Genomic DNA, 22,380 nt, shown 5'->3' with positions numbered 1-22,380 from the left:
TTCGCTCCGGGTTCCATTACGCCGCCAGCCTTGCCGCCGCGCGCGCAGGAGTGTATTCGTTCCTCACACCTGCCTTTCCCGCGCACGAGTTGTAGGTTAGTCACAGCACCGCAGTCACAAAATTAGCTACGCAGGAAAACCGTCAAGGGTATATAAATCCCGATGATAGGATCGGGACCCTTGACAGTTTTCCTGCTAACAGCTCCGGTTGTTTAAGCGGTGATATGACATAGTGTGCGCAGATCACAAGTCGAGAACGATCCGGTTTGCGGCTTCTTTTTTTGCTTTATCCATAACACGGGTATACCGCTGCGTGGTTTTAAGGTGCAGGTGTCCTAATAGCTTTGATATAGTATAAATATCTGTTCCGTGGTCAAGTTGTAAAGTAGCATAGGTATGCCGGAGACAACTAAAAGTCAGATGCTTATTTATACCGGCTTGTTTAGGCCAGACTTTTAAAAGATCCCTGGTGTAATTGTAATTAACTTTTGGAAAGACAAGTGTGGCAGGATCTCCGCGTTCGCCTAAGAGATAAAAGGCTTGGTTAGAGATATAAACGAGTTGGGGCTTATAGGTTTTACGCTGTCGAAATTGGAGATAGTAATTATCCTGCTCGCCGCGAACCTGTTTCCAGTTGAGGTATTTTATATCACAAAACCTAAGTCCCGTTAAAATTCTAACAACACGACCCTTTTATATAAATCATCTTTTATTGGAATGGTAAGCATCTGGCGCACTTCACTCATCGTTAGAAACTCAACTTCCGCCTCGATTTCCTTAAGTCCCGGCGACAACGCGTGTAAGTCATCGCTGATCAGTTTCTCGCGCCAGGCTTGTTTTAGTGCTGTAGGAATTTATTGAAATAACTTAGCGCACTATTATGCCCGATACCACGCCTTGATTCGCGCAGTTTAGGTTCGTCCAATAAAAACCGCTTGAATTGTTCGCAAAGAGACAGGTCAAGTTCAGCAAAACTAATATCTGCGCCATCTGCAAAAAGCTGGAAATACCTGACACTGCTATCCCAATTGTGCCAATTTAAGCCACGTTGCTGATCTGCAAGTTTCCTGAAGTAGGTAATAAAACTTTCATGTTTCCTGAAACTGGGCGACATTCCATGCTTTTGAGCCTGTAATTCGAGTTGACGTTTGGCGCAGATGGTATTTGCCAGCTCCATAGTTGTCCGGTTATGATTCTTTTCCGCAGGTGTTGTCGGATGGTCATATACGAAGAGTTTGAGATTTTCATATCCGGTTTGCTTTTTAGTTTTTGGATTTACGATTAGGGGTAGTAGTCCAAGAACAGGCGATGACGACCCTTGGTAAGGGCATGCGTTCTGATAGTTACTTTCATGGCGTTCGAGGTTGGTTACGGATGAAGTAACAGTTTGCTTAGCTAAAGGCTTAAGAAAATAAAATTATAAGCTGCAAAAGAGCTTTATTTATTATGCTTGTCTTTGAGAATCTCTACTTTTTCTTGTTCGCTTTGTAGCAGTCGTTCATAGAGCTTTTTGTTTTCCTCAAACAATTCTACAAGTTTGTCGATAGGATTGAATGTGAAATTGGGCTGGTATGCAATCGACGTTGAGTTGTCATTACTGGTAAATGTTGAATTGATAATATTAATTGCGGCCTCCTCGTCAAAGTTTTTGATAGAATCTTCCGGCACTTTTAATGCTTTCGCCACTTGAGATAAAATTTCAGGCTCCAAAGTTTCTTTACTTTCCAGTAATGAAACCCTTTTTTGACTCCACTCTTCACCAAGTGCGATAGCCAAAGCCTCTTGTTTAAGCCCCAGCATTTCACGGAAGCGTTTAACGTTACGGCCTTGATGAATATTTTTTGGTGTATCAGTCGTGTTCATAAGTTAGTATGTAGAGTTCGGTCAAATGTAAACAAAATAATAAAAAGCCTTGGTTTATCTAATATAGAAATAATAGTTGATGACTACGTGATCTCTTAAGATGTAGATTCTCTAATTTTTGATAAATATATCGCCCTTCCGTTTAGGTATTCATCTGATTTACAAAGTAATACATTATTCTTTTCATACTACATTATAGTATACGATAGCTCCTAAAAGATAGGGCGGTAATGAGAGGTACCTCCAATTCATTACATAGTGAGAGAATATTTTAGCACATTCCTGAATTTTATATACGCTCCAAACTCGTCTTATTTGTAAAAAAAATCATGAATAGCGTATTATATATAGCACGTAAAGCTAAGGGATTTACCGAAGGGCAGCTTGCACGTTTATTAAACATGGACGAAAAAACCTATGTAGAACTTGAAAACGAAGTTAGACTGCTGGATAAAGATACCTGTCTTAAGCTTCGCAAAATTTTTGATATTCCCGCGGATTATTTTTATATAAGCATAAAAAGAGAGGCTACGCTGCGAGCTAACACGATGAAAGATGTTTTATCTTTATTAAAACTTCCGGGTGCAGGGCTTTTGCCACCAGAAATACACGTTAAAATGGTAGCAATGGGTACTGAGGCTCTTATGGCGCACCAAGAGCTGTACGCAGCTTATCATGAAATTGATATACTAAAAAGGGAAAATGCCGCTATTAGGGATCTTTACACAGCATTGATAGAAGAGAAAAGGCTCTAAGATACGGTTTTGAAGCTCCCCTTGATTTTTTGCAGAAGATGTAACTGTATGCTTATATATAAGATGAGCGTTTCTTGTCAGAAAGTAAACCTGTCGTTTGGCTCTTGATGAAGAATAGTTTAGAAAGTTTAAGGATAGTTTAGAACATATAATTAAGTGACATTTGTGATGTCGGCAAATGATGTAGCGATAAATGCTTCTGGCTTATAAAAAGACTACATATACCTACAGACCAGCAAAACAAAAAAGTTTGTGAGATAATAAAAATTGACCATGAGTCAGATCGGTTGTGTACATAGATTAAGTCTCTTAATCTTTTTGCCGATGGAAAAAAAGAAACCGCACAGGGCACCGCTAGGACCGCAGTTGAAGTTCGGGCAGAGGTCGTGGATTATTCCACGGCCCTGCCAGCTTCACTGTGATTGCCGTTTTGACTGTCGGTGAAAGACTTTGCTTAATGAACGAAAAAATAAAAAATGATTCAATCGGCCTGCTATTCCAGCAGGCCTTGAATAAAAAGCTCGAATCCGATCTAAGCAAGCACCACAAAAACAATTTACGCTACGCCTTTAACCATTTTATGGAGTTCCTTGGAGCGGAAGGACGTGAAATGTCGATCCGCGAATTGACCACCTCCAGGATTGAAGAGTTCTTACAGCTTTTCGGCTCTTCCGCAACATATTACATGAACAGGCGGCTGGAGCTGAACATACTTTTTAATCTCGCTTCAAGAATGATCGACGAGGATTTGCAGGCCGCAAAAAGAACAGAATCCAGGAGAATCAAGGCAACACTCCATCTGGCTTACGAAAAAGAACAGCTAGAACCTGTATTTACTTTCCTGAAGGTTAACCACATAAACCTCTATCGGTGCTGCCTACGCTGATCAAATGCGTGAGGGTACGCGGCTATTTCTTTGAACTGCATGACGATGGCAATTATGTGGTGATACGCGATATCAGGTTAAAAGTGACATTTCGGGAGCGGACAACCAAGGTGAGGGTATATGATAAATCATATCGTAATTACGAATGGCACCCGAACGGGAAAGTTGTTTTCAGAATTGATACGAGGCTGAAATCAGAATGGCAGGACCTCAAAGCGGTTTTGCTGGAAGAGCAATTACCCAAAATACTGGCAAAGCTGGAACTGGCCGCAAAAGAGGAAGAACTTTACCTGGAAAAAGCCCGGATCTGGCAGGCAAACTGGGAACGTGAAAGAAAAGAAAAAGCCGAATTTGATGCCCGAAAAAAGCAGGAAAAAGATGCTTATAAAGAATTGATGAGGGATGCCGAACGCTGGAAGCGAGCTCAGCTGATCCGTGATTATACATTGGCCGTGCCGGATCCTGATCCACAATGGTTTGCCTGGGCGAATGCCAAAGCAGACTGGCTCGACCCTTATGATCCGGGCAATGTTGAATGGTTGAAAGATGCGGATAAGAATGATTTCTGAAGCCTTAGTGTGCCATCGTTAAATAAATACTAAATACATTTACAATTATGCAATTACAGATATCTTCTGATCTTCACCTGGAGTTCCCGGAAAACCGGAATTATATGGCTTTAAACCCTTTGCAGGTAAATGGAGATATTCTTTTATTGGCGGGGGATATAATACCATTGAAGGATATTGACCGTCATCGTGATTTTTTCAGTTTGCTTGCAGACAATTATGAGCATACTTATTGGGTTCCCGGCAATCACGAATTTTACCATTTCGATATAGCCAACAGGTCGGGCGCTTTTCGGGAATCGATACTATCCAATGTGACGCTGCTTAATAATTCTACTATTGAACTGAACCAGATCAGAATCCATTTTACGACACTATGGTCGGAAATATCGAAATACAAAGCCCGTTATATTGAACGCGGGATGATGGATTTCAGGGTAATCAAAAATGAAGGGAAGTGGTTTTCGGTGGAAAAATATAACCAGATGCATTCTGACGCCCTGGCATTTCTCGAAACTGCATTAGATGCTGGAGGGTATAACCGGAATGAGGATGTCAGGAACCTCATTGTGTCACATCACGTGCCGACATTTCAGCATTATCCCAAACAATATTCAGACAGCGTTTTAAATGAAGCTTTTGCAACCGACTTAGATGCTTTTATTGAGGATAGCGGTGCTGATTACTGGATATACGGCCATCATCACGATGCTACTCCTGAATTTAATATCGGGAAAACGAAGCTGTTGACTAATCAACTCGGATATGTACACCAGGATGAGCACAGCAATTTTGATCGCGGCAAGACGATAACAATTGATGCATAGATAAAATAAAGGATGCACTGGCTTGGATTTACACGCCAGTGTTCCTGAAATACGTAAAGATAAATGGGATGTCTGTTTTTTAAAAGCTATCAGTATCCGGCATATAACCGATTCTTTTTCTATCTATTGGCTGCGACTTCTTTTCGATCAGTTCATCGAGATAACCGAATACCAATTCAAGGCTTTTATCGTGCCTGATCAGTTTGCTTTTGATTTGTTCAATTTCCAAACGGAGTTCCGTATTATCGAGGTACATGTTTCGTATCCGGTTGAATATCCGCATAACCTGAATATTAACCTGGATGGCCTGTTTGCTATTCAATACGCTTGAAAGCATCAAAACGCCATGCTCAGTGAACACATAGGGGAGTTTTCGCCTTCCCCCACGTTTTGATGTCGCAATTTGCGACATCAAACTTTCAAACTCCGATTCATTCAACCTGAACATAAAGTCATTCGGGAACCTATCCATATTCCTGATTACCTGTTCGTTCAAGCGCCGTGTTTCTACGCGATAAAGTTCAGCCAGATCGCTGTCAAGCATTACTTTTTGATCCCTGATATAATAGATCTTGGTCATGATGATATCGTCTGATATTGAAGTTGTATTGTTCATTTATGTTAGTTAAAATGTAATAATTAACCATAGAGCCAACGGTGGCTCTATGGTTGTGTAAATAGGCGGTCTAATAAAGCTTCCTTAGCTTAGACATGTCCTGCGCCACTTTCATATCAAGGATTTTAGCATAATGCTGTGTTGTTTTGATATTGGTATGGCCAAGCATTTTTGATACGCTTTCTATGGAAACTCCGTTTGCAAGTGTTACCGTAGTCGCGAATGTATGACGGGCTATGTGATAGGTTAATTCTTTATTGATACCGCAGGCGTCCGCGATTTCTTTCAGATAGCTATTCATTTTCTGGTTGCTCAATACGGGAAGTAATAAGCCATCATTAACGCATTGAGGATGCTCCTCATACTTAACCATTAGTTCCATCGCCTCTTGCAATAAAGGAATGCGGGAAGAAGTATCCGTTTTCTGACGGCTTGTATAAACCCATTTTTGTCCGTCAATGCCCGTTACGATTTCAGTCCGCTTTAATTTCTTGACATCGGCATAAGCTAAGCCGGTGTAGCAGCTGAATAGGAAAATATCCCTTACCTGAGATACCCGGTCGCTAACCAGTTTCTTGTTTGCCATTACTTCCAGCTCTTCGGCATTTAGAAAATCGCGTTTAACTTCCTTTACTTTGGGTTTGTATTTAACAAATGGATCTTTATCAAGCCAGCCATTTGCGATACAGATCAGAATGATCTTCTTAAAGTTTTTCAGGTATTTCACTGTCGAATTATTATTGCAGCTTCTTTCTGAGCGCAGATAAAAGTCGTAAGCCATGATAAACTCATGATCAATTGCCCGGATGTCGATATCTGTCGAATTGTATTTCCAAAGCAAAAAAGCCTGTGTATGTTTCAAGCTTGTTTCATAGCGGTCAAGCGTACCCTTTGCATATTCTTTTCCGATAAGCGTGGCAACCTGTCTGTTATGTTCCTGAAATATCGGTACCAGCATTTTTCCGGGTGAAGGCTTGCCGCCAAGAAGCTTGTCTTTCAAATTAGTCGCAGTGATCAACAACTTTCGCTCTATCATGTCCCGGTGAACATCATAAACCTGGTGTTCTAAAGTTTTCAGGTAAGCGTTGATACTTTTTACTTCTTCACTGTTGCCGGTTAACTTTTGTCCGTTTGTGTTCCATTTGTCGGGATTGACATAGCGTTTAGAGGAGACTTCGATGCGTACGCCATCAACAGTGATACGGAGATAAACAGGGGCGAGGCCTTCGACATTTGTTTTTGATCTCTTTACGTAAAAGAGCAGGTTAAAAGATTTGTTCATCGCTGAAGCTTTTAAGTGAATAAAATTAGTTACATATCCTGCTGAAATCAAGATGTTTAAATAGTGAACATGCTCAATAACAGTGACTTATAAGCATTCCGGTGACCGATAGGATTACCTTGAAAAAGGTCACCCACGGGGCACCAGACCAAAGCGATTAATTGGTTTATTTTGGTGAGGGCTAAAACAGAAAACGCCGTAAATAATTCATTTACAGCGCTTTTGATCCTAATTGAATAATACTTGGCGGAGAGGGAGGGATTCGAACCCTCGATACCCTTTTGGAGTATACACACTTTCCAGGCGTGCTCTTTCGACCACTCAGACACCTCTCCGAGTAAATGCGGATTGCAAAGGTAAAATATTTGCCCTTACTATCAATAAAAAAGCGAAGCCCGTTTTAACCAGCTTCGCTTTCACAAAAACTTAACTCTACTTATAAAAATTGCACTCGCGCAAGTATGACAGTTATGGTGTGCTTTGGTTTAATTTGAGTAAAAAATATTAGGCTGCAATGCAGATACATAATTTTAGCTTATGTTTGCTGCGCACTGTCACATGGCGGTGGTTAACATAAAATACTGTTTTGGTTGCAATGCTGAGCATCAACGACATTAAAAAACCTATTGCTGCTGATATTGATGCGTTTGAGGAGAAATTCAGGAACTCAATGAAAAGTTCCGTTCCGCTGCTTGACCGCATCACACATTATATTGTAAAGCGTAAAGGCAAGCAGATCCGTCCTATGTTCGTGTTCTTTTCGGCCAGTATTTGCGGGGGCATCAATGAGGCTACGCACCGCGGGGCGGCATTGGTTGAGCTGTTGCATACAGCATCTCTTGTGCACGATGATGTGGTTGATAACTCTTATCAGCGCCGCGGCTTTTTCTCTATCAATGCTTTATGGAAAAATAAGATAGCCGTTTTGGTGGGTGATTACCTGCTTTCAAAAGGCTTGCTGCTTTCTATCGATAACAACGATTTTCAATTATTGCGTATTGTTTCGGATGCTGTTAAGCAAATGAGCGAGGGTGAACTGATGCAAATTGAAAAGGTGCGCCGCATGGATATTGGTGAACCTGTTTATTATGAAGTGATCAGGCAGAAAACCGCTTCGCTTATTGCATCCTGCTGCGCCTGCGGTGCTGCGTCGGCAGGGGCCAGTGACGAGGTGATTGAAAAAATGCGCCTCTTTGGCGAGAAAATAGGCATCGCATTCCAGATCAAGGATGATATGTTTGATTTCGGCACTGATGATGTGGGTAAGCCGTTAGGTATCGATATCAAAGAAAAAAAAGTTACCCTGCCGCTTATTTACGCCCTGGCCAATTGCAGCAGTTCAGAAAAAAAGAGGGTGATCAACCTGGTGAAGAACCATAATGAAGACCCTAAAAAGATTGCTGAGATCATTAAATTTGTGAAAGATACCGGTGGCTTACAATATGCCGAAACCCAGATGAAAAAGTACCAGGAGGAGGCTTTCGAAATCCTGAACACTTTCCCCGACAGTGATTCGCACCGCGGGCTGGAGCAACTGGTTAGGTTTACTACCGAACGGGACAAATAATCAATTTTATTGCTGCGTATAAATAACTGGTTTTTTAAAGATGCACTCCCTATCTTTATCACAACCGATTTTTACACTTATGACAGCTACAATCCCTACATTGTTTGAATGGGCGGGTGGTACACCTGCTTTTGAACTGCTTTTCAACGAGTTTTATGATAAGGTTTTGGACGATGAACTGTTGGAACCCGTATTTAAGCATATGTCGCCCCAGCACCGGATGCATGTGGCGCATTTTGTAAGTGAAGTTTTTGGCGGCCCAAAAACCTATAGCGAAACTGAAGGCAGCCATTATGCCATGATCAATAAACATTTGCAAAAGCATTTAACCGAAGCGCACCGCAAGCGCTGGATTGAACTGTTGCTGCAAACTGCCGATGAACTGTCACTGCCCGATGATCCGGAATTTCGCTCAGCTTTTATGGCTTACCTTGAGTGGGGTACGCGGATAGCAGTGCTGAACTCCCAAACAGATAATACTACAGAAAGCCCGGATACGCCTATGCCGAAATGGGGCTGGGGCGTGCCGGGAGGGCCATACATTCCCTGAAATAATAAAACGCGTATGTAAAATGACCGGTGTTCAAGGGCCGCACATCATAATTACTGCTCTTCCGGCATTTATGTTCGGGTAAACTTATTAACTTCGTAAATGCAGTCCATACAATCCCTCTTCCCTAAAATAGGTTTCTTTTCTATTCTTGATGTATTGCTGGTGGCTTTGATCATTTACCAGTTGTATAACCTTATCAGGGGAACCATTGCAGCTAATATCTTCATTGGGTTTGCAGTGATCTTTGCTCTCAATTTTGTGGTGAAGGCTTTGGATATGAAGCTGCTTACCATTATTCTGGGCAAATTTGTTGATGTGGGGATCATTGCCATTATCGTGGTTTTTCAACAGGAAGTAAGGCGATTTTTATTATTGGTAGGTAAAAATGCTTCACTCCAACGCAATAAAGCCTGGTGGCAATATTTCTTCGGAAAATCGGAAGTTGAGAAAAATAATTACGCCAGGATCAAGCCAATAATTGATGCCTGCAAAAGCCTGAAGCAAACCCGCACAGGGGCGCTCATTGTTTTCGCCAAGTATTATGACGAACAGTTTTATCAAAACAGTTGCGAGGTGGTGGAGGCCAAAATTTCAAAGCGATTATTGGAAAGTATTTTTCAGAAAACCAGTCCGCTGCATGATGGTGCGGTAGTGATTTCGGAGAATAAGATTAAATCGGCAAGTTGCATTTTGCCGCTTACCGAAAAAACGGATCTGCCGGCGCAGTTCGGCCTGCGCCACAGGGCAGGTATTGGTGTTACAGAGGCAAATGAGGCCACGGCGATCATTGTATCTGAGGAAACTGGTGAGATCTCGTATGCCAAACAAGGCCGAATTAAAATGAATATCAGCTTCGCAGAGCTGGAAAAAGTTTTAAATAAGGATTTTTAATCGGATAAAAATAAGACGGGATACCTTAACTGGCCCTTTAACTGGCGCAAGTATTGTGTGGTTGCAGGAGCGGGGCGTACTTGTGCCCTCTAAGGAATTAAAATAATCAGCGTTAAATTAACAATGCCACTGCAACCTTCCATCGATAAAATAACAGAAATTTCCCGGGTTCTGCTTTCTATAGCAGTGCGTTATCTTGTATTTGCCGGTGCGTTTTACCTGTTTTTCTATGTGTGGCGAAAAAGAGCTTACTGGTATGCAAAAATTCAGCAACGCTATCCCGCAAATAAGCACCTCGTTAGGGAAATTGTTTATTCATTCTTCACCATATTGATATTTGGTGCGGTGATCATGCTGGTGATCTATGCCAGTAAGCAGCATTTAACAAGGATCTATTTAAATATCAGCGATAAAGGATATCCTTATTGTTTTTTGAGTATAGGGCTGATGATCCTGATGCACGACACCTACTTTTACTGGACACACAGGGCTATGCACTGGAAGCCTTTGTTTAAGCTGATGCACAAAACGCATCATTTGTCAACTAATCCGACACCATTTGCCGCTTATGCTTTCCATCCGCTGGAGGCCGTAGTGGAGATTGGGATTGTACCGCTCATCGCCTTTACTATTCCCTATCACGGTACAGCACTCACTATATTTTCTTTGTATTCGTTGTTATTAAACGTAACCGGTCATCTGGGCTATGAGCTTTTTCCCCAGGGGTTTACTACGCATAAACTGTTTAAATGGCACAATACTTCAACGCATCATAATATGCACCACCGGTTGGTAAAATGCAATTATGGTTTATATTTCAACATATGGGACAGGTTAATGGGCACTAATCATCCCGATTATGAAAAGAGCTTTGAACAGGTGGTTGAAAAGCGCGAAAAGGTGAAGTATAAAGGAGACGGCGAACTACTGCCAAACGAGTTGGCTACGGAGTAACTTTTTCCTTTTTTACCCCGACAGAATCTGGATTCACTATATCTGTTTTTTTAATCAGCATATGGTATTTTATCCCGGGTTCGTCAGTTTTAACAACGGGCATATTGTCGTTCGGGTAATTTTTAACAACAGGCATCCGGCTATAAACGGTCACATTATCAACAAGTTCACGGGTATTTAGCAATGTCCTGTTATCATTTAAAAGTCCGTTTTTCGGAAGTACCGGCATTAGTTTAGACAAGTTGCTGTCAACCTGTAATGGTTTCAAATTAAAAAGTTTATCGACAGCGTTATTGTTTTTAGGTGCTTTATTGAGGTTTTGTGCTTTAAGCTGGCCTGCACAGGCTATGATAGCAGCAAGGATTAAGGTTTTTTTCATGGTGATACTATTTTATACTAATATACCTATCATTCAATAATATTTAAATGTTAAATAATGTTATTAAATGTTAAATGCTTTTGAATTGAACCCAAATACCAAAGCCATAAACTGATAGATTTTATTACTTTTGTGGAAAATTTAAAAACCGATGAGCGAACTCATTAAAAAACAAGTGAACGATGCAAAGGCCTTGATGGAAAAGGCCATTGACCATGCAGATAGCGAATTAAATAAAATACGTGCAGGTAAGGCAAGCCCTTCATTACTTGACGATATCAGGGTTGATTACTATGGTACCCCGACACCACTAAGCCAGATAGGTAGTGTTAACACCCCTGATGCCCGTACCATTGTTGTTCAGCCATGGGAAAAATCATTGTTAAACCCTATTGAAAAAGCCATTAAAGAAGCTAATTTAGGTGTTAACCCTCAAAACGATGGTATCATTATCCGTATTAATGTACCGCCGCTTACCGAAGAGCGCCGCCGTGATTTGGTTAAAAAAGCTAAAGCCGAGGCTGAGACCGGTAAGGTGGCTGTTCGTAACATCCGTAAAGATGCTAACGAAAAGATCAAAAAATTAAAATCAGAAGGTGTTTCTGAAGACGAAATAAAGACAGGCGAAGCTGAAGTTCAAAAACTTACTGATGCTTACATTGCTAAGGTTGATCAGCTTTCAGAAGCTAAAGAAAAAGATATCATGACGGTTTAATATTAACCTTGTGTCAAATTAAAAGGGAATGAGCTACTTAGCCATTCCCTTTTTTTATGTTTGCCGTTGAAACATGAATGTATTAATCTCTTACTTAAAAAAACACCGCTGGATAGTTGTATTTGCACTTTTCCTGGCGGCGATGAATATAGGCTTCTCACTGCTCGACCCATGGATAACCGGGCGTATTGTTGACCGTGTTATTGAACAACGCAGTAAGCTACAATATGACGCATACCTTAACCAGGTGCTGATGCTGGTTGGCGCTGCTATTGGTGTTGCCATGGTATCGCGTATAGCTAAAAACTTCCAGGATTATTTTACCAATATCATTACTCAAAAAGTTGGGGCCGAAATGTATGCCGATGGTTTAAAGCACTCGCTTGAGTTGCCCTACCAGGTATTTGAAGACCAGCGGAGCGGCGAAACTTTAGGCATATTACAAAAGGTGCGTTTAGATTGCGAAAAGTTTATTACCTCCTTTATCGGAATCCTTTTTGTGTCGCTTATCGGGATGGTATTTGTTATCGTTTACTCAGTGAGCGTAAGCTATAAAGTTACCCTGGTATATTTCGCTGCGATACCTGTCATTACTTTTGTGAGTATGGCCATGAGTCGTAGGATCAAAAAAATCCAAAAGACAATTGTAGCCGAAACAACAGCGCTGGCAGGTTCAACAACCGAATCGCTAAGGAATATCGAGCTTGTAAAAAGTTTGGGTTTGGCAAAACAGGAAATAGCAAGGTTGAATAATACCACTTACAAAATCCTCGACCTGGAACTGAAAAAAGTGAAGTATGTACGCAGCATGAGCTTTGTACAGGGTACTACTGTAAACTTTGTGCGCAGTGTGATGGTGGTGGTTCTGCTGATGCTCATTTTTAAAAGCACTATCTCTCCGGGCCAATATTTCAGCTTTTTATTTTACTCATTCTTCTTATTTAATCCTTTGCAGGAGTTAGGCAACGTAATCCTTTCCTGGCGTGAAGCTGAGGTTTCCCTTAGTAACTTCAACAGGATATTAAGCATTCCTATCGATAAAAAGCCAGAAAAACCGGTGCTGCTTGAAAAGGTAGAAACCCTCACTTTTAACGATGTTACCTTTAAGCATTTAACAGCCAATCGTAATGCCCTTAACCATATCAGCTTCGAAACTAATTCGGGCGAAACGATAGCGTTTGTTGGTCCGTCAGGTTCGGGTAAAACTACACTGGTTAAATTATTGGTTGGTTTATATCAGCCTTTGCAGGGAGATATTTTATACAACGGCACATTAAGTAAAGAAATAGACCTTGATCAGCTCCGTGAGAAAATTGGTTTTGTAACCCAGGATACACAACTGTTTTCAGGTACCATCCGCGAGAACCTGCAGTTCGTTCGCCCCGGAGCTACTGATGAAGAATGTATGGATGTGTTACAGCGTGCAGCCTGCCAAACCTTACTGGCCCGGGCCGATAAAGGTTTGAGCACTGTAATTGGTGAGGGCGGTGTAAAAGTATCGGGTGGTGAAAAACAGCGTCTGTCTATAGCGCGAGCTCTATTACGCAGACCGGATATCCTGGTATTTGACGAAGCAACATCATCCCTCGATTCTATCACTGAAGAGGAGATTACAGAAACCATCCGTAATGTATCCGAAAAGGAAAACCATATTACCATCCTGATCGCTCACCGTTTATCAACCATTATGCATGCTGATAGTATTTATGTGCTGGAAAAAGGCCGCATTATTGAAGGCGGTAAACATGCCGATCTGATAGCCCAAAAAGGTTTGTATTACGCCATGTGGCGTCAGCAGATTGGAGAGAAGGATACCGCCGATGCGCTGGATTAAGATATTAGAATATTTTATGTCATTGCTGTAAGCGAAGCGCGGCAATCGCTTGCTATACAGGGCGACCCTGCTTCTGTGCGATTGCTTCGTCGTCCCTCCTCGCAATGACATGTTTTTTTAACTATACTTCCGGCGGTACAAGTATTACTGTAGTACTTGCTACTTCAGTATTTGCCATGTGCTCAAACAAGCATACAGCATTTTTTATCGCCGCTTCGTGTTCTGCCTCAGGTATGGCATTGAGTACTTCTAAAAATTGTTTCCATTTTAAGCCAAGCTGGTCGCCGTAAACCTGGTAATAGTGATAACTCAGATTGTATGATAACAACTGCCCGTTAGTTTTTAGGCGTTTTGCTATTACGTTGCCCCCAAGTGTTGCCCCTTCCAATACATACATTGCACCAAGAATGGATGCGTCACTGTTTAAGTCAATATATTCGGGGGCTTCCGGCAAACTGCTGCTTACAGATGAGTTAATCTCCTCAAGGTCACGAAGCAGCGCTGGTAATTTTATCCTGGCTTCGATATTCAGTTTTTGACATAATTCATCGCTGAGATTGTTAAATAAAAAATCTTCTACCGCCAGGTGCGTAGCGTAGTTTACTGTCAGTATGGTTTGATATTGTTTAAAGGTAAATGAGCCATCCATGATCTGACCGGTAAACATTTTTTGTTCAAGCTGATCATGCAGGTGTGCTGTGGCTTGTTTTATTTTTTCATGAAGCATAGGTGTGCGTTTTTACGCCGCTAAAATACCGTCAATACACTTATAAAGTTCGTCAAGTGCAAATGGTTTTGCGAGGTAAGATGTAGCATTAAGATTTTCAGCAAGCTGCATAATGTTGTCATGGCCTGAAAATAATACAAAAGGTATAGTTCTGTGGTCATCAACCTCATGGATCTCTTTGATTATTTCACGGGCCTGGCGCTGGCCAATATAGTTATCGAGTATGATCAAATCAGGAGAGAAGCGTTCAATTTGCGCTACAACCTCGTAGCCGTCGCGTTTTACTTCAACCTCATATTTATCGCATAATGCGATGCCCATAATATCGGCTATATCCCCATCATCCTCGATGACTAATATTTTTTTCAGCGTTTTAATTGACATTCAGATTTTTAGTGAACCAAAAATTATAAAGTGATTCAACGCAATTTACCAGGTTTAAATAGCCCGCAGGCTTGGTTAAATAAGCATTAGCGCCAAATTCAAGTGATGCTTTAACGTCTTTTGGATTGTCGGACGTTGAAAAGAATATCACCGGAACATATTTTAAAAACGATATTTCACGAATGCGTTTTACCAGGTCGAGCCCCGAAAGCCCGGGCAGGTTAAGGTCGAGCAGTATAAGTTTCGGTTTTACCCTTGCTTCGGTAAGCTGTTTTAACTGCTCAAGCGCATCCTTCCCATTATCAATGATCTTTACCGTAAGCCCGTCTTTCACTTCGCGTACGGCATGCTGCATTATGAATGCAAAATCTTCGTCATCTTCAACATACAAAATATCAGGCGAACTCACAACTAACTAATTTTAAAAGATATATAAAAAACTGTGCCAAATCCTAATTTGCTCTCAAACCAAATTCGCGCTTTGTGTTTTTCAACAATGCGTTTTACAATGGCCAGGCCAACCCCTGTGCCTTCAAATTCGAGCGCGTTATCCATGCGTTTAAATAGTTCAAACACGCGGTTATAATAATTTACGTCGATACCAACACCATTGTCGGATACCGAATAAACGATCTCATTGTTTCTAACTATCCCCTCAACCTTAACTTTTGATGGCGTTGATTTTGAAGAGTATTTAACAGCATTGTTAATCAGGTTGGTGAAAACCTGCGTTATCATTACACTGTCGCCGTCAATACCTGGGGTATCTCCAATGGTAAATTCAATGCTTTCGGGCTTAAGGGCCGATAGTACTTCCCTTTTAATTTCATTTAGTAACAGGCCCATATCAATTGGGGCGGCCTCTATGTTGGTACGGCCCACGCGCGAATAATGCAGGATCTCTTTAATGAGCATGTGCATTTTATCGGTGCCCTTGATGATCCTTTCGAGCATTTTTTTTGCCGAATCATCCAGGCTTTTATTACTGGCCAGCAATAGCTCCGAGTAATTTTTTATTGATGATAGCGGGGTGCGCAGATCATGCGATATGGTATAGCTGAAGGTATCCAGCTCATCATAGGCCAATTGCAAACGTTCATTCAGGATCCTGATTTCGTTGGCTTTGCGGTTGATGGCAAAAATAACATCTTCACGAACCTTTAAAACCGCGGCGATCTCATCATGCTTCCACTTTTCGGATGTGTTTTTAACAATTTGTGTCCAGCTGTCAAATGATTTTCGTGGCGAGAGCTGCAACAGGCCGTCGGCAGTTTCTTCAACCGGCTTTTCCGGATTGCCCGCCCAGTTGATAGCTTTTACCTGCTCGGGCTTAAACCAAATGATCATCTCCCCAAGCTCGCGCGATAAACTGCAGGATAAAATTCCGCTGGCAACATCACTGTAATTTTTTGCCGCCGGATATATTTCGGGGAAACGGTAAGTGCTGTAAATGGTATCAACCATATTTACTTTAAGCCATTCAACTATCTCGGTTATTTGTTCTTCGGTGGGTGTCTGGCCGATGGTAGTTATCTCTTCATCGTACACCAGCGCCACACCCGTAGCCGTGGTAATATCTTTGATAGTAACTTTATTGCGGGTTAAGGCGAAAGTAAAATCAGTGTCCTTTTTAATATAATCGGCAATGGTATTGGCAGCTTCGCCCAGTTCATGAAGTTTTGCCAATTCTTCCTCGTCCTGGCGGTACTCTAATGCTGATGAAAGGATCTGACCGATCAGTTTCGATGCATCACGCGATTTATAGTCGATAAACCTTGGCGAATAATTATGGCAGGCGATAAGTCCCCAAAGTTCGCCATGGGCAATAAGCGAGATACTGAAGCTCGAGTCGACGCCCATATTTTTTAAATATTGGATATGGATAGGCGACACAGCCCTCAATACCGAATGGGTAAGGTCAAGCGGTGCGGCTCCCTCCTCATAGGTAATAATAGCCGAGCTTTCTGAATTTACATCGGCTATAATACGGGTAAGATTGATCTTATAAAGCTCGCGGGCTTGTTTAGGAATATCCGATGCCGGATAATGCAGCCCTAAAAACGGCTCCAGGTCATCGTTCTTCACTTCGGCGGTCACTTCGCCGTGACCATCCTCGTTAAATTTATAGATCATTACCCGGTCATAATTGATGATCTTTTTTATTTCAGAAGCAGCCTTTTGCAGTAGAAGGGATAAGCTTTTACCACTCAGGATCTCGGCTACCGAACGGCCTATAGTTTTTTGAATGTCACCACCCAGATCTGATTCGGTTGGCTCAAACTCCAGTACCAGGTCATTTACCGAGTGACTGATGATAAGATTGTAATTAGTTCCCTTTACATCAATAGCCAGCGGATTGATGGTGTCTGAACTTTTTGCACCTTTAGCCAACTTTAACAACTGCTGCAATGACGCGGTATCATTTGCTATGGCTAATTGTTCTTCCAGTTCGCTAATATTTTTGCCTAAGAGTCCGATTGCGTTGATACCGGTATAGCTTTCAACGTTTTGACTGATGTAGGAAATATTGTAAGATTTGCTGTTTACAGCGATCAAGAAACCGTGCGATTGGATCTTTCCCGGGATATGTATTGGTTCTCTGTCGCAATTGGTCAGGTCTACCTGGTAGCTCATAGTTTTTTGATAGGATGAATGACCGCGTAAAATACAAAAAATACACTTTTATGAAATATATTTTTTAAATAGGTAAGTTGTAAGGATTGAGAGGAAAGGTGATTGTTAATAAAACTATGTCATTAAGCCCATTCCTGGTTTTATCACAGTACCGTGTTAATTAGGGAAGTGAGGCGATGGAAATACCGACCACGAGCAAATGCGGGGAGGAGTTACTTTCCGAATAAATAAAACATCTCATTGCGAGGAGCGGAGGTAGAAAAGCGTCGGAGCGACGTGGCAATCTCATAGATATAAAACTATACAGGGCGCACATACATTGGCCACGATATTGCAACGTTGCGCTCAGCAATGACATGTTTTTATAGGTGTTGGTATGATTTGCGAATGAAAGTTACCCCTAAATATTTTTATTCTCAATCATCCTGAAAAACTCATCGCGATAGGTATCGCCTACAGGGATGATCTTGTCGCCGATCTGGATGCGGCTCCGTTCAATACTGTCTATTTTATTGAGGGCTACAATGTATGATTTATGTACACGTACAAAATGTTTTTCGGGCAAGGCATCTTCCATTTTTTTCATGCCCTGCAGGGTAATAATCCGCTCTGCAGAGGTAAAAATGCTTATATAATCCTTTAAACCCTCAATAAACATAATATCATGCAGGTATACCTTTTGAATCTTATGTTCGGTTTTTACAAAGATAAAATCGGTTGAAAAATCATCCTGCTGCACGGGCTCGGCCTGCATCACTACCTGTGGTTTGGCTGCAACAGGCTGGATAATGCTTTGTGCTTTTTGTACCGATTTAAAAAAGCGATCAAATGCGATTGGCTTTAACAAGTAATCAACTACATCAAGCTCATAGCCTTCAAGCGCGTACTGCGGGTAGGCTGTAGTTAAAATAACCTTGGCTTTGCCGTTAGCAATTTTCAAAAATTGAATGCCGGTAAGCTCGGGCATCTGAACATCTAAAAACACAAGGTCGGCTTCGGCGGCCTGTACCATGGTAAGCGCCTCGATGGGGTTAGTTGTGGCTTTAACCAATTGCAAAAAAGGCATCTTGGAAATATAGTCTTCCAAAATATGCAGCGCCAAAGGCTCATCGTCAACTACCAAACATCTGATCATAGCGTAAAAATAATGTAATAATGGTTATTCTAAATTTTTTAATGTGCTGTTTTGTTATAACGGCGTCAATTCAACAGATTTATACCAGATTTCGGCCCCTTCAGATTGTAAAAGGATGCGACCGTGCGATAATGAGGCTATTCCCCAGTTTACCAAATGCCCGTTAACATAATGTTCAATCTGGTTACCGTTGCATATAATTTCGATGGTGTTCCATTCGCCGCGCGGATTTTCAAAATTGGCGGTGCGGTAAACACGCTGCTGGTCCCACTCAATGGCCGATTTATTGGGCGTAACCACATTAGTATGTTGTACGCACCAAATATCGCCGCAATCACCCTCCTGAATCTGGCATTCTATCGATCTTGGCCATACGATATCTTTATCACCCTCCCCAAAATGATATAAAATACCTGCGTCGCGTACGCCCTTTTCGCGCGGGTGATATTGTTTGCTCCCCCATTTAAATACTACTTTCAGGTAATAATTATCGTACGATTTTTTGGTGGCCATATAACCAAAATACTTGCCCATTACATGCACCATACCATTTTCAATGGCAAAGTTGTTATGTACATCATTATCCTTGCCTAACGTATCCAGGTAGGTATACCAACCCTTTTTATCCTTGCCGTTTAACAATTTTTGAACCCCAATCTCCCTGATCCAGATATTGCGGAACGATACCGGAAACTCATGCTCCTGCAGCAACAGGGGTAAGGCGAAGGCATGTTTTTGATATTTGGGCTGACCAACATGCGCCACTGTTCCTTTTATAGCTACATGGTTTTGTACCAGTATGCCATTGTGTAATACGGTAATGTAAGCCGGTGATTTAACCGAGCTGTCGATATTAAAGCGCGGGGCAGTATAAATGATATCATACTTTTGCCACTGGCCCGGTTTAAGCGAGGCATTTACCTGTGGCAGGTATTGTTTATAAACAGAGCCGGCCTGCCCGTTTGAGTAAGTGCGGTTTTTATAACTATCCAGGATCTGCAGTTCGTAGCGGCTTTGCATAATTACGCCGCTGTTGCCACGCTCCTGTCCTTCGCCTTTAACAACAGCTGGTGTGCGCCATTCTATATGCAGCTGGCAATCTGCAAAGTTTTGTTTGGTGATGATAGAGCCGCTGCCCGGCTTAACGGTTACAATACCATCCTTTACTATCCAGCTCGGTTTGTTACCTTTCTGATCTGTCCATTTGTCCAAATTTTTGCCATCAAACAAAATAATAGCATCAGATGGCGGCTTGTTGCCGGCGCCCGGTAAAACTACTTCAGGCTCAGGGTCCCAAACTTCGGTTGCTTTAGGATCGGTTTGTGCAGATGCGGTAATGGCCGATGCTGCAAGAAACAGGGCTGGGAGCAATTTTTTCAAACAGGTCATGGTTATAATAGGTTATAACTATAAATCTATTGATAATTCGCAGGTGTAAGTATATTCTTCATCCCTTATTTTTAAAGAGTACCTGTTGGGGTAAAGCAGGTTGAGCCGGCGCTGCACATTTATCAAGCCGATTCCACCTACAGCATCACGGTTATTGTTATGTTTTTTATTTTGGATGTAGAAATGCAGTTTACCATCCGCCACGTTAATAAGTAGCTTTATAGGCGAATTGATATCATTTGCAACGCCATGCTTAAAAGCATTTTCGATAAAAGCGATCAGTAGCAAAGGTTCTATTTTTTGATCGGTGATATTGCCATCTACCTTAAAATCAATAAATGCCTTGCTGCCAAAGCGGATCTTTTGCAGATCGATGTAGTTTTGCAGGTACTGGAGTTCTTTACTCAGGTCAACTTTGTTTTCGTTACATTCATACAGCATATAACGCATAATTTCCGAAAGCTTTAAAATAGCCTCGGGGGTAGTTTCTGAGCGCTGATAAGCCAGTGAATAAATACTGTTTAAGGAGTTAAATAAAAAATGCGGGTTGATCTGCGATTTTAGAAAAGCCAGCTCGGCAATGAGGCGCTGATTTTCAAGGTCGCGCTGGATGCGTTCGTTCAGAAACCAGTCTGTACTGAATTTTAGTGCAGTGCTCAAAAATACAAATATGAGGCTGGTGAAAATACTGCTGTAGAAATAAGTAGCAAAACTGGTGACATGACCTTTTTGATGCACCAGTACAATATCTTTAAATAAAAGCCCCACGCCGTATTTGGCTACGCCGTAAACTATGATGCTTGTAAGCACAAAGGTGGCGTATTGCCAGTAGCGTTTTTTATTTAGAAATTTAGGTATAAAAACCAGGTAGTTAAGATAAAATAAGCTGATATTAATAGTAGGATAAAGCAAAAAAATCACCAGCAACTCCTTGGTACTAAGCATGGCATCATTAAGCCGGGCCAAAAAAACAAAAAAGGATATAATGGCTGCCCAGAAAAACAGGTGCCAAAAAATTATCCAGGCGGTTTTTATTCCGGTTCTGGATTTAGGTAATGGTAATGAAGCCTCCATTCGGTGTTTTTAAATCCCTTTTATGTTTACGGGTGTGGCATCTAATTTAATATTTTGATAATGATATCGGTCTGTTATTTATATATAGCGGCCCATTTTTTCGATGAACTGGCTTTTATTATCGATGAACCGGTTAAAAGGTGCAGAAAAGCGTTCATCTATAAACAAAGTGTGTTGGTCTAAATGATTTTAGCAGGTTATTTTTTTAATATTCCTTTGTTGTATAAAATCACCACTCACAATGAAAACGCTTATCAAAAATTCAAATCCTTTTATCATGTTATTGATCCCGGTAATGTTTGCCCTTATTTTGGGTGTAAGCTACCAGTTCGAGCAAAGAAAGGAAACAGCAATAATTGGCCGCACAGCAGTACATGCTACCTCATTGTTTCACAAAGGTTTTGTAATGGTTAAAACCGTTTGCTCAGTAGCAAAAAATAATATATGGTAATTAAAACCGAAGGGCTTTCCTTCACCTTTGGTAAGCAGCAGGTAGTTAAATCACTCGCGCTGCAAGTTCCAGAAGGAAGTATATATGGTTTTCTCGGTCCCAACGGTGCCGGGAAAACCACTACCATCAAACTCCTGCTTAACCTGTTAAAACCCGATGCAGGTAACATCCACATTTTTGAGCAGGATATCAAAACAAGCCGCATCAGCATACTTTCGCAAATAGGTTCGCTTATTGAGCAGCCTGCTTTATACCAGCACTTAACCGGGAGGGAAAATTTATTGAACAGGGCCTTATTATTGCAGGTGCCTGCTCAGCGCGTTGAAGATATGCTTGATCTGGTACAGCTAACCGCTGCTGCGAATAAAAAGGCCGGGCAATATTCATTAGGCATGAAACAGCGCCTTGGTATTGCATTGGCCCTGCTTGCTAATCCCAAATTGTTAATTTTAGATGAGCCCACCAACGGCCTCGACCCAAACGGTATCATCGAGATCCGCGAGCTTTTGAAAAAGCTTGTAGCCCAACATGGCAAAACTGTTTTTATATCAAGCCATTTGCTTGGTGAGATTGAACGGATGGCCACGCATGTGGGCATTATAAATAACGGCGCAATGCTTTTTCAGGGCAGTGTTGCCGACCTGCAGGCCATCAGCAAGCCACTGGTGCGCGTTGATGCCGAAAATACCGTTGACGCCGCCAACCTGTTAACCCGCCACCATATTAACGTTACCGAAGTAACCGACGAGCATTTACTGGTACCCTACATCTCCAAACAACAAATGGGCGAGATCAACGCCCTGCTCAATAAAAACGGGCAAATGGTTTACAGCATCAGTAAACAGCAAAAAGACCTGGAAAAACTATTTTTAGATATCACCCAAAGAGCCTAAGC

Annotated in this window: 25 protein-coding genes and 1 tRNA gene; 12 read left to right on the top strand and 14 right to left on the bottom strand. The window is 41.6% G+C overall.

Annotated features, from left to right (window positions below):
* Nucleotides 1–243 precede the first annotated feature (243 nt).
* From DIU38_RS34940 to DIU38_RS21770, 3 genes are all read right to left on the bottom strand, one after another.
* On the bottom strand, nt 244–648 hold the full coding sequence (locus tag DIU38_RS34940) for a tyrosine-type recombinase/integrase (protein ID WP_407716484.1): 405 nt from the start codon (nt 646–648) through the stop codon (nt 244–246).
* 190 nt (nt 649–838) lie between these two features.
* Nucleotides 839–1,177, bottom strand: coding sequence for a phage integrase SAM-like domain-containing protein (locus tag DIU38_RS21775; protein ID WP_167516243.1), 339 nt, complete (start codon nt 1,175–1,177; stop codon nt 839–841).
* A 260-nt stretch (nt 1,178–1,437) separates the two neighbouring features.
* Nucleotides 1,438–1,863: a helix-turn-helix transcriptional regulator gene (locus DIU38_RS21770; protein WP_112658311.1), complete on the bottom strand. Its 426-nt coding sequence runs from the start codon at nt 1,861–1,863 to the stop codon at nt 1,438–1,440.
* 329 nt (nt 1,864–2,192) lie between these two features.
* Here DIU38_RS21770 and DIU38_RS21765 point away from each other — a divergent pair, with 329 nt between their 5' ends.
* The 4 genes from DIU38_RS21765 (at nt 2,193) to DIU38_RS21750 (ending at nt 4,900) form a co-directional block, all read left to right on the top strand.
* The gene (locus DIU38_RS21765) at nt 2,193–2,618 is read left to right on the top strand and encodes a helix-turn-helix transcriptional regulator (protein WP_112658313.1); all 426 of its coding nucleotides are present in this window, start codon (nt 2,193–2,195) and stop codon (nt 2,616–2,618) included.
* A 457-nt stretch (nt 2,619–3,075) separates the two neighbouring features.
* The gene (locus DIU38_RS21760; RefSeq protein WP_112658315.1) at nt 3,076–3,504 is read left to right on the top strand and encodes a hypothetical protein; all 429 of its coding nucleotides are present in this window, start codon (nt 3,076–3,078) and stop codon (nt 3,502–3,504) included.
* The gene (locus tag DIU38_RS21755) at nt 3,489–4,073 is read left to right on the top strand and encodes a hypothetical protein (RefSeq protein ID WP_112658317.1); all 585 of its coding nucleotides are present in this window, start codon (nt 3,489–3,491) and stop codon (nt 4,071–4,073) included. Before DIU38_RS21760 ends, DIU38_RS21755 begins: the two co-directional genes overlap by 16 nt.
* Before the next feature lie 47 nt (nt 4,074–4,120).
* The gene (locus DIU38_RS21750) at nt 4,121–4,900 is read left to right on the top strand and encodes a metallophosphoesterase (RefSeq protein WP_112658318.1); all 780 of its coding nucleotides are present in this window, start codon (nt 4,121–4,123) and stop codon (nt 4,898–4,900) included.
* 79 nt (nt 4,901–4,979) lie between these two features.
* Here DIU38_RS21750 and DIU38_RS21745 read toward each other — a convergent pair whose 3' ends face one another.
* The 3 genes from DIU38_RS21745 to DIU38_RS21735 all read right to left on the bottom strand — a co-directional run bounded on the left by DIU38_RS21745 (nt 4,980) and on the right by DIU38_RS21735 (nt 7,133).
* Nucleotides 4,980–5,516, bottom strand: a complete 537-nt coding sequence (locus DIU38_RS21745; RefSeq protein ID WP_112658319.1) for an ORF6N domain-containing protein — start codon at nt 5,514–5,516, stop codon at nt 4,980–4,982.
* A 70-nt stretch (nt 5,517–5,586) separates the two neighbouring features.
* Nucleotides 5,587–6,798, bottom strand: a complete 1,212-nt coding sequence (locus DIU38_RS21740) for a site-specific integrase (protein ID WP_112658321.1) — start codon at nt 6,796–6,798, stop codon at nt 5,587–5,589.
* A gap of 244 nt (nt 6,799–7,042) precedes the next feature.
* Nucleotides 7,043–7,133: transfer RNA gene (locus DIU38_RS21735), tRNA-Ser, on the bottom strand.
* Nucleotides 7,134–7,393: 260 nt separating this feature from the next.
* On the opposite strand from DIU38_RS21735, the gene DIU38_RS21730 reads away from it, so the two are divergent.
* The 4 genes from DIU38_RS21730 (at nt 7,394) to DIU38_RS21715 (ending at nt 10,763) form a co-directional block, all read left to right on the top strand.
* Nucleotides 7,394–8,365 (top strand): polyprenyl synthetase family protein, encoded by a 972-nt coding sequence (locus tag DIU38_RS21730; RefSeq protein ID WP_090530846.1) that lies wholly within the window; start codon nt 7,394–7,396, stop codon nt 8,363–8,365.
* Between the two features lie 79 nt (nt 8,366–8,444).
* Nucleotides 8,445–8,915, top strand: a complete 471-nt coding sequence (locus DIU38_RS21725) for a group II truncated hemoglobin (RefSeq protein ID WP_112658323.1) — start codon at nt 8,445–8,447, stop codon at nt 8,913–8,915.
* A 102-nt stretch (nt 8,916–9,017) separates the two neighbouring features.
* Nucleotides 9,018–9,809 (top strand): diadenylate cyclase CdaA, encoded by a 792-nt coding sequence (gene cdaA / locus DIU38_RS21720; protein ID WP_090530839.1) that lies wholly within the window; start codon nt 9,018–9,020, stop codon nt 9,807–9,809.
* Nucleotides 9,810–9,932: 123 nt separating this feature from the next.
* Nucleotides 9,933–10,763, top strand: coding sequence for a sterol desaturase family protein (locus DIU38_RS21715; RefSeq protein WP_112658325.1), 831 nt, complete (start codon nt 9,933–9,935; stop codon nt 10,761–10,763).
* On the opposite strand, the gene DIU38_RS21710 is transcribed toward DIU38_RS21715, so the two are convergent.
* Nucleotides 10,753–11,142 carry a hypothetical protein gene (locus tag DIU38_RS21710; protein WP_112658327.1) on the bottom strand — a complete coding sequence of 130 codons (390 nt, stop codon included), beginning with the start codon at nt 11,140–11,142 and terminating at the stop codon, nt 10,753–10,755. The genes DIU38_RS21715 and DIU38_RS21710 overlap by 11 nt on opposite strands.
* A 151-nt stretch (nt 11,143–11,293) precedes the next feature.
* Between DIU38_RS21710 and frr the strand changes: the two genes are divergently transcribed.
* On the top strand, nt 11,294–11,857 hold the full coding sequence (gene frr, locus DIU38_RS21705; RefSeq protein WP_090530830.1) for a ribosome recycling factor: 564 nt from the start codon (nt 11,294–11,296) through the stop codon (nt 11,855–11,857).
* A 73-nt stretch (nt 11,858–11,930) separates the two neighbouring features.
* On the top strand, nt 11,931–13,691 hold the full coding sequence (locus DIU38_RS21700) for an ABC transporter ATP-binding protein (RefSeq protein WP_112658329.1): 1,761 nt from the start codon (nt 11,931–11,933) through the stop codon (nt 13,689–13,691).
* 121 nt (nt 13,692–13,812) lie between these two features.
* On the opposite strand, the gene DIU38_RS21695 is transcribed toward DIU38_RS21700, so the two are convergent.
* From DIU38_RS21695 to DIU38_RS21665, 7 genes are all read right to left on the bottom strand, one after another.
* On the bottom strand, nt 13,813–14,418 hold the full coding sequence (locus DIU38_RS21695; RefSeq protein ID WP_112658331.1) for a biliverdin-producing heme oxygenase: 606 nt from the start codon (nt 14,416–14,418) through the stop codon (nt 13,813–13,815).
* Between the two features lie 12 nt (nt 14,419–14,430).
* Nucleotides 14,431–14,802, bottom strand: coding sequence for a response regulator (locus tag DIU38_RS21690; protein WP_091175516.1), 372 nt, complete (start codon nt 14,800–14,802; stop codon nt 14,431–14,433).
* A complete protein-coding gene (locus DIU38_RS21685; protein WP_112658333.1) occupies nt 14,792–15,211 on the bottom strand; it encodes a response regulator in 420 nt (139 codons plus the stop codon). Before DIU38_RS21685 ends, DIU38_RS21690 begins: the two co-directional genes overlap by 11 nt.
* Nucleotides 15,212–15,213: 2 nt before the next feature.
* The gene (locus tag DIU38_RS21680) at nt 15,214–17,436 is read right to left on the bottom strand and encodes an ATP-binding protein (protein ID WP_112658335.1); all 2,223 of its coding nucleotides are present in this window, start codon (nt 17,434–17,436) and stop codon (nt 15,214–15,216) included.
* 400 nt (nt 17,437–17,836) lie between these two features.
* The gene (locus tag DIU38_RS21675; RefSeq protein ID WP_090530824.1) at nt 17,837–18,571 is read right to left on the bottom strand and encodes a LytR/AlgR family response regulator transcription factor; all 735 of its coding nucleotides are present in this window, start codon (nt 18,569–18,571) and stop codon (nt 17,837–17,839) included.
* A gap of 54 nt (nt 18,572–18,625) precedes the next feature.
* Nucleotides 18,626–19,960 carry a 3-keto-disaccharide hydrolase gene (locus DIU38_RS33160; RefSeq protein ID WP_112658337.1) on the bottom strand — a complete coding sequence of 445 codons (1,335 nt, stop codon included), beginning with the start codon at nt 19,958–19,960 and terminating at the stop codon, nt 18,626–18,628.
* An 18-nt stretch (nt 19,961–19,978) separates the two neighbouring features.
* Nucleotides 19,979–21,034: a sensor histidine kinase gene (locus DIU38_RS21665; protein WP_112658339.1), complete on the bottom strand. Its 1,056-nt coding sequence runs from the start codon at nt 21,032–21,034 to the stop codon at nt 19,979–19,981.
* A gap of 241 nt (nt 21,035–21,275) precedes the next feature.
* Here DIU38_RS21665 and DIU38_RS21660 point away from each other — a divergent pair, with 241 nt between their 5' ends.
* Entirely contained in the window at nt 21,276–21,485 is a 210-nt protein-coding gene (locus DIU38_RS21660; RefSeq protein WP_112658341.1) for a hypothetical protein, read from the top strand.
* On the top strand, nt 21,479–22,378 hold the full coding sequence (locus DIU38_RS21655) for an ABC transporter ATP-binding protein (protein WP_112658343.1): 900 nt from the start codon (nt 21,479–21,481) through the stop codon (nt 22,376–22,378). The genes DIU38_RS21660 and DIU38_RS21655 overlap by 7 nt, the downstream gene beginning before the upstream one ends.
* The last annotated feature ends 2 nt before the right edge of the window (nt 22,379–22,380 follow it).

This window comes from Mucilaginibacter metallidurans, assembly GCF_003286435.2.
GTDB classification, from domain to species: Bacteria; Bacteroidota; Bacteroidia; order Sphingobacteriales; family Sphingobacteriaceae; genus Mucilaginibacter; species Mucilaginibacter gossypii.
Note: the sequence above shows the minus strand (reverse complement) of the source record. Positions and strands in the feature narration are given on the sequence as shown.

Bases quoted from the DNA above. Each gene is read 5' to 3' on its own strand.
- cdaA (WP_090530839.1), top strand. From the start codon at position 9,018: ATGCAGTCCATACAATCCCTCTTCCCTAAAATAGGTTTCTTTTCTATT.
- DIU38_RS21730 (WP_090530846.1), top strand. From the start codon at position 7,394: ATGCTGAGCATCAACGACATTAAAAAACCTATTGCTGCTGATATTGAT.
- DIU38_RS33160 (WP_112658337.1), bottom strand. From the start codon at position 19,960: ATGACCTGTTTGAAAAAATTGCTCCCAGCCCTGTTTCTTGCAGCATCG.
- DIU38_RS21665 (WP_112658339.1), bottom strand. From the start codon at position 21,034: ATGGAGGCTTCATTACCATTACCTAAATCCAGAACCGGAATAAAAACC.
- DIU38_RS21680 (WP_112658335.1), bottom strand. From the start codon at position 17,436: ATGAGCTACCAGGTAGACCTGACCAATTGCGACAGAGAACCAATACAT.
- DIU38_RS21765 (WP_112658313.1), top strand. From the start codon at position 2,193: ATGAATAGCGTATTATATATAGCACGTAAAGCTAAGGGATTTACCGAA.
- DIU38_RS21740 (WP_112658321.1), bottom strand. From the start codon at position 6,798: ATGAACAAATCTTTTAACCTGCTCTTTTACGTAAAGAGATCAAAAACA.
- DIU38_RS21655 (WP_112658343.1), top strand. From the start codon at position 21,479: ATGGTAATTAAAACCGAAGGGCTTTCCTTCACCTTTGGTAAGCAGCAG.
- DIU38_RS21695 (WP_112658331.1), bottom strand. From the start codon at position 14,418: ATGCTTCATGAAAAAATAAAACAAGCCACAGCACACCTGCATGATCAG.
- DIU38_RS21710 (WP_112658327.1), bottom strand. From the start codon at position 11,142: ATGAAAAAAACCTTAATCCTTGCTGCTATCATAGCCTGTGCAGGCCAG.
- DIU38_RS21675 (WP_090530824.1), bottom strand. From the start codon at position 18,571: ATGATCAGATGTTTGGTAGTTGACGATGAGCCTTTGGCGCTGCATATT.
- DIU38_RS21775 (WP_167516243.1), bottom strand. From the start codon at position 1,177: ATGGAGCTGGCAAATACCATCTGCGCCAAACGTCAACTCGAATTACAG.
- DIU38_RS21760 (WP_112658315.1), top strand. From the start codon at position 3,076: ATGAACGAAAAAATAAAAAATGATTCAATCGGCCTGCTATTCCAGCAG.
- DIU38_RS21715 (WP_112658325.1), top strand. From the start codon at position 9,933: ATGCCACTGCAACCTTCCATCGATAAAATAACAGAAATTTCCCGGGTT.
- DIU38_RS21770 (WP_112658311.1), bottom strand. From the start codon at position 1,863: ATGAACACGACTGATACACCAAAAAATATTCATCAAGGCCGTAACGTT.
- frr (WP_090530830.1), top strand. From the start codon at position 11,294: ATGAGCGAACTCATTAAAAAACAAGTGAACGATGCAAAGGCCTTGATG.
- DIU38_RS21750 (WP_112658318.1), top strand. From the start codon at position 4,121: ATGCAATTACAGATATCTTCTGATCTTCACCTGGAGTTCCCGGAAAAC.
- DIU38_RS21660 (WP_112658341.1), top strand. From the start codon at position 21,276: ATGAAAACGCTTATCAAAAATTCAAATCCTTTTATCATGTTATTGATC.
- DIU38_RS21690 (WP_091175516.1), bottom strand. From the start codon at position 14,802: ATGTCAATTAAAACGCTGAAAAAAATATTAGTCATCGAGGATGATGGG.
- DIU38_RS21700 (WP_112658329.1), top strand. From the start codon at position 11,931: ATGAATGTATTAATCTCTTACTTAAAAAAACACCGCTGGATAGTTGTA.
- DIU38_RS21725 (WP_112658323.1), top strand. From the start codon at position 8,445: ATGACAGCTACAATCCCTACATTGTTTGAATGGGCGGGTGGTACACCT.
- DIU38_RS21745 (WP_112658319.1), bottom strand. From the start codon at position 5,516: ATGAACAATACAACTTCAATATCAGACGATATCATCATGACCAAGATC.